A 12,508-nucleotide genomic window follows, 5' to 3' on the forward strand; every position below is an offset into this window, starting at 1 on the left:
CAAATTTCACTTTGAACATTAGCAGAAATTCAACTACTTCGCAGAGTTAATTTTTATCGGATATGAAGAAGAAAATAGCTTTGGTTACGGGCGGCTTCACAGGTGAGCATGTCATCTCTTTGAAAAGCGCAGCTGTTGTTGAAAAAACAATCAATAAGGATCTATATGATGTTTACAAAATCCTGATTTATCCAGGCGATTGGCACTTTGTCTGTGCTTCTGGAGAAAAAATCCCTGTTGACCTCAATGACTTTTCTATTTCTATCGGAGATGAAATAATCACCTTTGACGGAGTTTTTAATATTCTTCATGGATCTCCGGGTGAGGATGGAAAATTGGCAGGTTATTTTGACATGCTTAATATTCCTTACACTACTTGTGACCAGCTGACTTCTGCAATCACTATGAATAAGGGCTACACAAAGGCTATTGTTCAGGATATTCCAGAACTCAATGTGGCTCAATCCCTTCAGCTTTTTGAAAACTCTGAAAAGAATCTCAAAAAGATTGAGAGTGAATTGAAGCTCCCTCTTTTCATCAAACCAAATAACGGAGGCAGTTCCATCGGCATGTCCAAAGTGAAAACCTGGGAAGAATTACCTGAAGCCTTGGATAAAGCCTTTGCTGAAGACAAGCAGGTTTTGGTTGAAGAATTTGTTTCTGGACGTGAGTTTTCAATCGGTGTTTTCCGAGGCAAAGGTGAAATCACAGTACTTCCTGCTACTGAAATCGTGAGTAGCAAGGAGTTTTTTGACTATGAAGCCAAATACGTTGCTGGCGTAACAGAAGAAATTACTCCTGGACGGATGAATCAGGAGGAAAACGATCGAGTAGGCAGAGTGGTGACCAAAGTCTATGAAAAGCTAAACTGCAAAGGGGCTGTGAGAATTGATTATTTCCTTGAAAATGAAACGGGTAAGCTTTATTTCATCGAAATCAATACGGTTCCTGGACAAACAGAAACCAGCTTAATCTCCCAGCAAGTAAGAGCAATTGGCATGGAAGTTCGTGACTTCTACACCCAATTGATCGAGGAAATGTTTGAATGAAGGGAAAAGGCTAAAGTCTGAAAGCTAAAACTAAGGTTAAGGTATGATCCACTTTGTAAAAGGATTCATCCTGAGCATGGCATGCTGACCTCTGAATACTGAGTCCTTTCCGCCTACCGTCTTGAAAACAATCAATTTTCCTCCTTTATCCTTCTCCAATGAATTGGATTAATTAACTTTGTCGCAGGATAACAAACCCGATATTCCATGAACGAGCGCTATATGCAGCGCGGTGTTTCCGCCTCCAAAGAAGATGTCCACAATGCAATCTCCAAGCTGGACAAAGGATTATTCCCTCAAGCATTTTGTAAAATCGTAGAAGACACCCTAGGTAGCGATCCAGATTTTTGCAATATCATGCATGCTGACGGAGCAGGTACCAAGTCATCCTTGGCCTACCTGTACTGGAAGGAAACTGGCGATTTGAGCGTTTGGAAAGGCATTGCGCAAGATGCTATCATCATGAATACGGATGATTTGCTATGCGTAGGAGCTATCAACAATATCTTGGTTTCATCTACAATTGGACGAAACAAAAACCTGGTTCCTGGGGAAGTCATTTCTGCCATCATCGAAGGAACTGAGGAAGTTCTTCAGATGCTGAGAGACAATGGTGTCAACGCTGTTTTGACTGGTGGAGAGACTGCAGATGTTGGGGATTTGGTGAGAACCATCATTGTAGACAGTACCGTGACTTGTCGTATGCGTCGTGATGAAGTCATTTCCAATGATAAAATCCAAGCTGGAGATGTGATCGTAGGTTTGGCTTCTTATGGACAGGCAAACTACGAAAGCGTCTACAACGGAGGTATGGGAAGTAATGGCCTTACTTCTGCAAGACATGATGTCTTCAACAAAATCCTAAAAACAAACTACCCTGAATCTTTTGACCCGGCTGTCCCAGACAACTTGGTGTATACAGGTAGATATAAATTGACTGATCCAGCTCCAGGTGCTCCTGTAGACATGGGCAAATTGGTCCTTTCACCTACCCGTACCTACGCCCCTATTATGGTGGATGTCTTGAATTACTTGAGACCGCATATCCACGGGTTGGTACATTGTAGTGGCGGAGCCCAAACCAAAGTGCTACACTTTGTGGACAATGTGCATGTCATCAAAGACAATCTTTTCGAAACTCCTCCTTTGTTCAAGATCATCCAAGAGGAAAGCGGTACAGACTGGAAAGAGATGTACAAAGTCTTCAACATGGGTCACAGAATGGAAGTCTATCTAGATGAGCGCTACGCAGATGAAATTATCGATATCGCTGAGTCTTACGGAGTAGAAGCTCAGATCATCGGTCGTGTTGAGCCTCATGAAGGCAAAAAAGTGACTATCCAGAGCCCATACGGAACATACGAATACTAAGCATGAATTTGAAGCCTGCTTTTATCACATTTGGAAAGATCCTTCTCGGGATCTTTCTGTTTTTGGTGGTAATCGGAATCTTCTTCATCACTACTGTGGACAGAAGCCCGATTCAAGAGCAGGAATTTTACAGGGAAACATTTCAGGATCTGGAGTCTCTTCCATTCTCTTCCACTCAAGGAAAAGTCTGGCTAGCTGGCTGGGGAAAGACAAACATGACTCCCAAAAATTCAGCTGAATTGGTCGGTTATTCTCCTCGAGGCCCTTATGAATTCATTCAGGATAGCAGCTTTGTCAAAAGCATTGTTTTAAGCAATGGAGAAAGCGAAATTGCCTGGATCAATTTTGAGTTATTGATAGTTCATCCATTTTTAGCCCAGAAAGTTGAGGAGAAAATCCGAGGTGAGTACCCAAACCTTCTTCGATTGATTTTCACAGCGACACATACACATTCCGGAATGGGAGGATACATGCCTGGACCATTGGGAGAAATAGCATTTGGTGGTTTTGATGAAGATTTGGTAGAAATGATCGCCGACAAAAGTCTTCAAGCCGTCCAACAAGCCCAAACGAGTTTGGATACAGCAACTATTACTTTTCGTCAAGCAAACGTACCAGAATTGGTTGCCAATAGATTTGTCAAAGGAGGACCGATCGACCCCTTTACCCGCGAGTTGATTTTTACCCAACACTCCGGCAAAAAAGCTTCGATTTTGACTTACTCTGCTCATGCGACTTGCCTCAGTTCCAAGTTTATGGGACTCTCTGGGGATTATCCTTTTTACTTGATGAAAAAAATGGAAGAGTCAGATTATGATCTATCCATATATGCTGCTGGAACTGTCGGATCTCATCGACCCGTTTCTCCGGGCAGGACTCCAGAAGCAATTCAAGAATACGCCAGCGAACTTGACTCCTTAAATCGGATCAAAATGAGCAAGTTTGGCACCATCAGAAATCCACTTTTGGCCAGTTCAAGATTGGATTTAAAGCTCAGAGACCCTCATCTTCGAATCTCAGATGACTTGAGATTAAGACCTTGGCTGTTTAATTATTTGATGGGAGAAACCAACGCCCATATCGATTTCACTCGAATTGGAAACACACTTTGGATAGATTCAAGCGGGGAGATTTCAGGAGTTTTTTATGAAAAATGGGACCAGCTTGCCAAAGAAAAAGGCATAAACCTAATCATCTCCACTTTCAATGGAGGCTATATCGGCTACATCACTCCGGATGAATTGTATGATGAACACTTTCACGAAGTGAGGGAAATGAACTGGTATGGCCCAGGTAATGGAAGGTATTTTGATGACTTGATTACAGAGATCATTGAAAAAGCTTCAGAATAAAAACAAATCAACTCCTATTCTACCTCGTTTCTAAGTCAATTATATTCCCTGCCAACATTTGGCATATATCGAGGTTTATCTAGGGTTTATACAGGGTTAATTCAAGGTATATTCAAATTTTTATAGAAAAATCCTTGGTTTTACATTATATAAAGAATGAAGAAATACTAGATAAAACTAAACTTAGCTAAGAGCTTACTCTTCATTCTATAGTCCCAAACCCTTTGGTTTCAAGCCTTGAAAATGCCAACGAAAGTTGGGTTTTAACACAAATTCCAGAGCGATTTGGCCTGACAAATTTCTAGACCTACTATTTTGACCTTTTGGAGAAAGGTTATTAAAAATTCACTTCCAAATCTGCGCTTTAATCCAACCTTTTTTCCAGATTTTCTCTTCCACTTTTTCCATCCCGATGCTTCTGAAGAAATATTCATAATCCGGAAGATCCTGCCTGACATGACCTGCCAGCATTCGAAAACCGGAAATAATGGTTTTGATCATCAATTCCTGCCTCCAGTTTTGAGAGGGAAAAAAATCAGCTAAAATCACCTTTCCACCAGAATTTAAGCTGTCCTTTACTTTAGAAAAGAATATTTCCAAGTCCTGATCATTGAAAGTATCCAATACAAAAGGAAGCAGGATTACATCGTATTTCTCTTTGAAATCAAATGGGCCAATTACAAAATGAAGTTTGGAATCCTTCAGGTTTTTCTCTGCTTTGGAAAGCATGCTTGGCGAGAGTTCTACAAATTTTCCAGTCAGATTATCCTGAAAACCTCGATAATCCCATCCATCACCTCCTCCGAGGATTAAGACTTTTTTGTTTGGTATATTAGAAAGAAAACAAGTATTGGCTTCATGAAGTTGGTTTCCAAACACCATTCTGGAAAGCGGTGTATAAACCGGGGCAAGCCATCGATAATTGTCTTTCATAAAACCGAAAATAGCATTCTGATCGTTGGAAACATAAACGATCACCAAAAGCTAAAATAAACCCGATAAATAATCGCATGAAAAATCTTTTTAAAAACATTGCAGGATTACGTCAATTGCTTCAATCCGTAGACCTGGAGCAGATTTCCAAACTTTCCCAAAAAGTAGACCTTCCAAAAATGGTTGGATTGGTCAGTAAAATGAGCGAGTCTGACCTCTCCAAAATGATGGGAATGCTTAAAGGATCCGGCAAATCCAAAGAAATCCCGCCAATCAATGGAGATTTTTATGAACTGGGGAAAAGCCTTCCTCATCACGAGCGTGAAATCCAACTACGGGTTCGTGAGTTTATGGAAAAAGAAATCAAGCCCATCGCAAATGAATACTGGAATCGGGGAGAATTTCCCATGCATATCATTCCAAAAATGGCAGAATTGGACATTGCCGGACTGACTTATCAAGGCTACGGATGTCCGGGACATTCTGCACTTTTGGAAGGATTTATAGCCATGGAAATGGCCAGAGTCGACACTTCGATTTCAACTTTTTTTGGAGTTCAAAGTGGCTTAGCAATGGGGTCTATTTATCTCTGCGGATCAGAAGAACAGAAAAAGGAATGGCTTCCTGCTTTGCAAAAACTGGAAAAAATCGGAGCCTTTGGATTGACGGAGCCAGAAGTAGGGTCTGGAGCTGCCGGTGGCTTAACTACGACCTGTAAAAGAGAAGGAGACACCTGGATCCTAAACGGTCAAAAGAAATGGATAGGAAATGCTACTTTCTCAGACATCACCATTATCTGGGCGAGAGATCTGGATGACAATCAAGTCAAAGGATTTATCGTCAAAAAAGACAATCCGGGATTCGTTGCCGAAAAGCTGGAAGATAAAATGGCTTTGAGAACTGTTCAAAATGCCTTGATTACGCTCACAAACTGTGAAGTTCCCGAATCTGACCGCCTTCAAAAAGCGAATTCATTCCGTGATACAGCCAAGGTTCTCCGAATGACAAGAGCCGGAGTAGCATGGCAGGCGGTTGGATGTGCGAGAGGAGCTTATGAATTGGCATTGGCTTATACGAATGAACGAAAGCAATTTGGAAGACCGATTGCTTCCTTCCAGTTGGTTCAGGACCTTCTCGTAACCATGCTAGGTGACTTGACGGCCATGCAGACTATGGTATTCCGGCTTTCTCAAATGCAGGATGATGGCGAGCTTTTGGATGAACATGCATCTTTGGCGAAAGTATTCTGTACGTTGAGAATGAGATCTATCGTGGATCATTCTAGAGAGTTATTTGGAGGAAATGGCATCTTGTTGAGACATGACATCGCACGATTTGTGGCAGATGCAGAGGCTGTTTATAGCTACGAAGGCACCAAAGAAATCAATTCACTAATTGTTGGTAGGGCGATAACCGGACATAGTGCATTTGTATAAAATAGCAATATAATAGAAATAAGGCTTCGTGCCTCAGCCGAAATAAAGTAGAAATATAAGTACTCCTTCATCTTGACCACTATTTTGCTCGAAGAAGGAGAGCTTATTTCAATCGTATTTCAAAGTATTCTCTAAAAAAGTCAAACCAACATCAATATCCATGGGAGTAGGAAAACCGCTTCCATTCTTCTTCTGATCTGTTCTGGTTGCAGGTTTTTATTGAAAAAAATCAAATAATGAAGCAAACACATCACCAGTAAAAGACAGCTAAAAACCCTGTAAAAAGAGGGCATGAAAATGAATGCTGCAAAGCATCCCAAGATCAATAAAATAGCCAATTGTCGGATTTTTTGAATCAGTTTTTCCGGCTGAATCAAAAGTGCTGCTGAAGGAAAGCCAGCCAATTTATCTTGATTTCTATCCAACCAAGAAAGCATCAACAAATTCAAAAATGCCAAGGCTGAAAACAGCCCAAAGAGCAGCCAAAAGTGTCCGTCTTTATCCAAAGAATCTGATCTTAACAAAGGTATCCATGAAATCCCCAACACATAGAATATCGCTGTACTCAATTCTTTCAGTCCATTGACAGCTTTTCCACCCAAACGGATCAACCCCATGCTTCCCGCAACCAAAACTGAAAGGATGACACTCCAATACAATTCATCCGACCAACCTAAGATCTGAATTGCACCAAATAATCCCACTCCGATAGAAATCACTACGATCACTCCCAAAGTCTTAAAGTTTCTGGCATGAAACTGATGTCTGGGGCTGAGATCTATTTCAGCCTTTTTTCTGGAATCCAACAAGTGGTCTGCAGTGTAAATTACCCACACGGTCAAGCCCAATAATAAATCCATTTTCCAGTCCAAAGAGACATGGAGTAATCTGGAAAAAAACAACATTCCAGCCATGGATCCCAAGACCACATCCAGAGAAAGCCAATTGAACCATAGGAAGAATTTCTTCAGCAATTGCATTTGGTAAAAATAGGGCCCATACTCTTAGAATCAAGGGTATTTTCCTGAACAAAATTTCCTATTTTGTCTTTCCAACAAAAAAATCTATTCAATAAACCTATGAGAACCTATTATTCTGTTTTAATTCTTCTTTTACTCTCTATTCCTGCTTTTTCACAAGCTCCTATCAAAATCGCCTGCGTGGGGAATTCCATCACTCAAGGTCCCGGAAGAGACAATCCCGATAGCTATCCTCTACAGCTTCAAGCTATTCTGGGAGACACATATAAGGTAGTCAACTTTGGCATGGGCGGCCGAACTTTATTGAGAAAAGGAGATTACCCTTACTGGAATGAGACTTTGTTCCAAGACGCCAAAGATTTCAGACCAGACATCTTGGTGATTATGCTGGGAACCAATGATTCCAAACCTCAAAACTGGGCTCACAAAGCTGATTTCAGAAAAGACTATCTGGATATGATCGCCGAGTTCAAAGAGTATATGCCTGCTGACGGAAAAGTCTATGTGGTCATGCCTGTACCTGTGACCAAGGATAATTTCGGAATCACTGCTGATGTCATGAACAATGAACAGCGAATGATGATCATCGACATCGCTCAGTCCAGCGGATCAAGACTGGTTGATTTGTATACACCACTGATGGATAGAGCAGATTTACTTCCTGATGGAGTCCATCCCAATACCGAAGGTTTAGGCATTATGGCAAGTACTTTAGCCAGAGCGATTAGGCTGTAAGGGGGTTGAAAGTTTGAAAGTTCAAAAGTGGGAAAGTTGTCTATCTCACCGCCCAAGCTCCTGTCTCCAGGAGCTTTTTGAATTCATCCTGCTTTTGGAGAAGCAGGGCAAGCTATTCAGCTAAAATTTACCCATCCGAATGCAACGAATCTACTGGATTGGAAAGAGCGACTTTGAGGGACTGAAAGCCGACTGAAAGCAAGGTCAGCAGCAACATAAAAACCCCTACTCCTACATACAGCGACCAGTGAACGGAAGTATGAAAGGTATATCCTGAAAGAAAGTTGGAAATCAAAAGCCAAGCAATCGGCACTCCGATCAATAAGCTGATCCCAACCAACACTCCAAAATCTCTGTAAAGCATCAAAACCAAATTGCTAACTGAGGCACCGAGCACCTTACGAACACCAATCTCTTTGGCTCTTTGCTCAGCGGTAAACAAAGAAAGACCGAATAGTCCTAAGCAAGAAATCAGGATAGCCAAAACCGTAAAGCCCATGGATAGCTTTCCTATTACTTGCTCCATTCTATACTCCTGATCAAAAACCTCATTGAGAAAAGAGAATTCAAAAGGGTATTCTGGATTGTATTCTTCAAAAACTTCTTCCACCTGAGCTAAAACCTGATCTAAAGGTTGCTGCGCTGAAAGCCGAACCAGATAATGATTCCCTAGATTCTCTGAATACATCATCATCATCGGTTGGATTCCAAACTTCAGATTGTCATTGTGAAAATCCTCCGTAACACCTACAATCACTCCCTGACCATGCCACATATCGATTTTGGTTCCTACCGCTTCATCCACGCTCAGCCCCATATCTTCCACCGCCTTTCGGTTGATCATGTAATTCGAAGAATCCCTTTCTCCAACAAAATTCCTCCCAGCTATCAAAGGGATATCCAAAGTAGGTAAGAAACCTGCATCACATCTGAAAACCTTAAAGTTTACCTGATTTTGATCTGTTTTCCCGGGCCATTTAGGGTCCGTTGACATGATCGGAATGGTAAAGACATTATTTCCACCAAAAGCTACTTCCTCCACTCCACTGAGTTGCTGCAATTCATTTTTGATCCCTGAATAAGCTTTAACTAATCCTTCATTTTGATTAATTACGATGACATTATCACGATCAAAACCTAAGTTTCGATTAGAAATAAATTGGATCTGTTGATACACCACGATACTCCCCAAAATTAAAATCACGGAAGCTGCAAACTGAGCCACAACCAAGGCCCTTCTCAATCCAACTCCCGTCAATCCGGATTTGCTGTCGCCTTTGAGCACTTTAGATGGATTAAACTGAGAGAGCACCCAAGCTGGATAGGAACCGGCCATTAGTCCTGTCAACAAGGTAAGCAAGATCACTCCTCCCCATAAGATCGGATTCGCCAAATTCAGCACTAAAGTTTTGTCTGTAATTTCATTGAAAACAGGCAAAAGCAACTGAACCAGCATCAGGGCAAAAATCAATGCGAACCAGGTGAGAATAACGGACTCTCCGATGAATTGGACCATCAGGTTCCATTTACTGGCGCCCACAGATTTCCGAACCCCCACTTCCTTGCTTCTACTCGCAGATCTGGCAGTGGAAAGATTCATGAAGTTGACACAGGCCATCGCCAAGATCAGAAACGCTACAAAGGAGAAAAGATAAACCTGTTGGATCCTTCCTCCTATCGAAACTCCATTTTCAAACTCCCCATGCAAATGCTGGCTCTCGTATGAAAATAAAAAGGGGCGATTCGTACAGTCTCTGCAATTATCTGAGATCAAAGAACTGATCTTTTCAGAAGGAACCTCAGTTCCCTCCCGAAGTAAAACTACCGTCCTACTTCCTCCACTTTGCCAATTTTGCATCCAGGGATTTTCATCCAGCATCAAATCAAAAGGAAGCACAAAATCGAACTGAAGGGAAGAATTTTTGGGTACATTTTCAAAAACTTCCGTTACTGCCAAATCAATTCCATTCGAAAGTGAAATTGTCTTTCCGATTGGATTCTCATTTTGAAAAATTCGCTCAGCCAAGGCTTGAGAAATAGCGATCGAATTCTGGTCTGGCAATGAATTTTCAATAGTATTTCCTTTTACTATTGGAAAACTCATAATACTAAAAAAGGCCGGATCGGCATAGATTCCTTTTTCCTGAAAGGGATTCCCATCATGCTTCATCAAAAGATCTGTCTCGAAACTATAGCGAGAAGCCTCCTCTACCTCTGGAATTTTCTCCAGTATTTCATCTTTTAGCAAAGCAGGCGCGACTGGATAAGTTTCTATTTCACTTTCTGGCTGATGATTATTGACCATCACGGAATAAATTCTGTCACCATTCGCATGAAAATCATCATAGCTGATTTCATCGGCAATCCACAAAAGGATAAAAATACTGGCAGCGATACCCGTACTCAATCCCAATAAATTGATCAGGGTATAGATTTTATGGCGAGCTAGATTCCTCAGGCAAATTTTGAAAAAGCTTCGAAGCATGGGTGTGTTGAATGATAAATCTGAAATCTAAAGGAACAAAATCATGCCAGAGAAATAGCGCTTTTTGGACTTAAAAAGGCTAATAAAGAAGCTAAGACGTCCCAAATCGAACAATCTTATTCCAATTTGGGACGAAATAGATACGAACCTATAAAAGAAAAAACCGACAGCTCAAAAAGCTGCCGGTTTCCAAATTGATAAACCAGCTAGATTCATCTATAAATAACCCAATTCAAGTTTACTTACTTTAATGAGTTGATCCAGTTCGCAATTTTCAATGCCTGATCTTTAGGTACCTGTGGCATTGGAGCCATCGGAGTTGCATAATCAGGCCAGTTTTGCGGCTGTGGATTATAAATCAATTCTACAATTTTTTCAGCGCTATAATTTCTCTTAGCTATATCCTTGAAAGCTGGTCCTACTACTTTTTTATCAGTAGTATGACATGCTGTACAGGTGTTTTTAGCCAAAAGAGTCTTGATTTCAGCTTCAGAAGGTATCGCAGTAGCAGCAGGAGTCGCTGGTTTTGCAGCAGGCTTTGCCACTACTTTAGGCTTCTCTTCAGCTGGCTTTTCTACCACCTTAGGCTTGATCGTCATCTTCGCTCCTGAAGGGATCTCATTCAACGTATAGTATGCATCCGTGTGTACCAATTCATGATAGTTTCCAGCTTCTCTGATACCAGGAAGGCTGATTCTATGTACATGGAATTGAACAGGATTTGCGATGGCAATACGAACTTTTCTACCATCCTCAGACACTTCCACTCCTAGGATTTCATGCTCCTTGTTTTCCACAGGAGGGCTACCATAAACAGGGAAATACTTATAGGTATAGCTTGAGATCATGTAAGAAGCCAAGTCTTCAGCAGACTTTTTGTCCACAGGCTTGGTGAATTCGATTTCAAATCCGTCAGGCTTAGCCTTGATATCTCTCATTTCGAAAGGAATCGCACGGTTCCATACCAATCTCTGCAAACCTTCATTTGCATCCCCTGCAGAACCCCAACCACGGTTGGTTTCACCAACGAAAAGCGACTGATCACCTGCGAAAAGCAATCGAAGCACACCAGACTGGAATCCGCTTCTAAAGTCTATGGAAGCACCTTGGTACACCCCATTTACTTTTTCAAGCATGATCCTCATGATTTTACTCTGTCCTTGATCCCCCACTAGGATTTGACCACCGAAAGGTCCCCAATAGTTATCAGGAATGACAATCGGCTCAGAGTTGGATATCCCGTGAACCCCGTGAGGCAACCAAACTGCCGGCAATTTGATCTCAGGAAGCTTTTCTTTGGCCTGTGCCAAAGTAATATATTCGCTATCTACTACGTTTTCAGGTTTTGCAAAACCTCCACGACCATTCGAGATTTTCATCGGATCAACTACTGCATTGAACTCCTCAGTACCCATTTTGATAGGAATCTCAGGTAAATCAGACCAAGCCAAACTTGCTGGGTGACCGGAGAAGTCTCCTTTCTCCAAATGCCATAAACCACCAGAAGCCATGTAATCTCCTTGATTTTCGGTATAGAATACCTCACCATTCAAAACACCTGGCCCCGCTGGAGATCTCATACCCGCAGCATAAGGCTCGATAGTACCATCAGGATGGATTTTCAATGTCATTCCTCTGTAAGGAACTCGTGCTTCACCTCTCCACCACTCTTGGTTACCAAAAGCCACATTGGTGGTGACGATAAAGTTTCCGTCAGGAGTGATTTTAGGTCCGAAGCTATACTCATGATAATGAGCAGAAAGAGGCCAGCTAGCGATCGTCTCGTATTGATCTGCCTTTCCATCGGAATTCTTGTCTGTCAACTTGGTCAATTCACCGCGCTGAACCATATAGAGAGAACCTTCATGATAGGCCAAGCCTAAAATCTCATGAAGTCCATAAGCATATTTAGACCAATAAGGAGAGCTGGAAGTCGGGTTTTCAACGACAAATACGTCACCTCTACGAGTAGCTACACCTAGATTGCCATTTGGCATCATGGTCAAACCACCCACCTCTAGCAGAGTTCCTTCCGGAGCAGGAACTTTTAGGATTTTGAAGAAATCCTCTTCTTTTGGTGATTCCTGAGCCACAGCCACGGCACCGATAGTCAGCGCACATGCTGTTAAAGTCCAGGATTTCAATTTATTGATTGTATTATTCATAG

9 protein-coding genes are annotated in these 12,508 nt (G+C 41.7%); 5 read left to right on the forward strand and 4 right to left on the reverse strand.

The window, feature by feature from the left end:
* The first annotated feature begins 62 nt into the window (after positions 1 to 62).
* The 3 genes from O0V13_RS07400 (at position 63) to O0V13_RS07410 (ending at position 3,772) form a co-directional block, all read left to right on the forward strand.
* Positions 63 to 1,049 (forward strand): D-alanine--D-alanine ligase, encoded by a 987-nt coding sequence (locus O0V13_RS07400; RefSeq protein WP_268034338.1) that lies wholly within the window; start codon positions 63 to 65, stop codon positions 1,047 to 1,049.
* A gap of 207 nt (positions 1,050 to 1,256) precedes the next feature.
* Positions 1,257 to 2,420 (forward strand): AIR synthase related protein, encoded by a 1,164-nt coding sequence (locus O0V13_RS07405; protein ID WP_268034339.1) that lies wholly within the window; start codon positions 1,257 to 1,259, stop codon positions 2,418 to 2,420.
* Positions 2,421 to 2,422: 2 nt separating this feature from the next.
* A complete protein-coding gene (locus tag O0V13_RS07410) occupies positions 2,423 to 3,772 on the forward strand; it encodes a neutral/alkaline non-lysosomal ceramidase N-terminal domain-containing protein (protein WP_268034340.1) in 1,350 nt (449 codons plus the stop codon).
* Between the two features lie 345 nt (positions 3,773 to 4,117).
* Here the strand turns inward: O0V13_RS07410 and O0V13_RS07415 are convergent, their stop codons facing one another.
* The gene (locus O0V13_RS07415) at positions 4,118 to 4,705 is read right to left on the reverse strand and encodes a class I SAM-dependent methyltransferase (RefSeq protein WP_268034341.1); all 588 of its coding nucleotides are present in this window, start codon (positions 4,703 to 4,705) and stop codon (positions 4,118 to 4,120) included.
* 77 nt (positions 4,706 to 4,782) lie between these two features.
* On the opposite strand from O0V13_RS07415, the gene O0V13_RS07420 reads away from it, so the two are divergent.
* Positions 4,783 to 6,141 carry an acyl-CoA dehydrogenase family protein gene (locus tag O0V13_RS07420; protein WP_268034342.1) on the forward strand — a complete coding sequence of 453 codons (1,359 nt, stop codon included), beginning with the start codon at positions 4,783 to 4,785 and terminating at the stop codon, positions 6,139 to 6,141.
* Positions 6,142 to 6,281: 140 nt separating this feature from the next.
* Here the strand turns inward: O0V13_RS07420 and O0V13_RS07425 are convergent, their stop codons facing one another.
* On the reverse strand, positions 6,282 to 7,121 hold the full coding sequence (locus tag O0V13_RS07425) for a hypothetical protein (RefSeq protein ID WP_268034343.1): 840 nt from the start codon (positions 7,119 to 7,121) through the stop codon (positions 6,282 to 6,284).
* A 99-nt stretch (positions 7,122 to 7,220) separates the two neighbouring features.
* Between O0V13_RS07425 and O0V13_RS07430 the strand changes: the two genes are divergently transcribed.
* Entirely contained in the window at positions 7,221 to 7,856 is a 636-nt protein-coding gene (locus O0V13_RS07430) for a GDSL-type esterase/lipase family protein (protein WP_268034344.1), read from the forward strand.
* A gap of 127 nt (positions 7,857 to 7,983) precedes the next feature.
* On the opposite strand, the gene O0V13_RS07435 is transcribed toward O0V13_RS07430, so the two are convergent.
* Positions 7,984 to 10,341 (reverse strand): ABC transporter permease, encoded by a 2,358-nt coding sequence (locus tag O0V13_RS07435; protein ID WP_268034345.1) that lies wholly within the window; start codon positions 10,339 to 10,341, stop codon positions 7,984 to 7,986.
* A gap of 242 nt (positions 10,342 to 10,583) precedes the next feature.
* On the reverse strand, positions 10,584 to 12,506 hold the full coding sequence (locus O0V13_RS07440; RefSeq protein ID WP_268034346.1) for a c-type cytochrome: 1,923 nt from the start codon (positions 12,504 to 12,506) through the stop codon (positions 10,584 to 10,586).
* Positions 12,507 to 12,508 lie beyond the last annotated feature (2 nt).

The organism is Algoriphagus sp. PAP.12, from assembly GCF_026652115.1.
Lineage (GTDB): Bacteria > Bacteroidota > Bacteroidia > Cytophagales > Cyclobacteriaceae > Algoriphagus.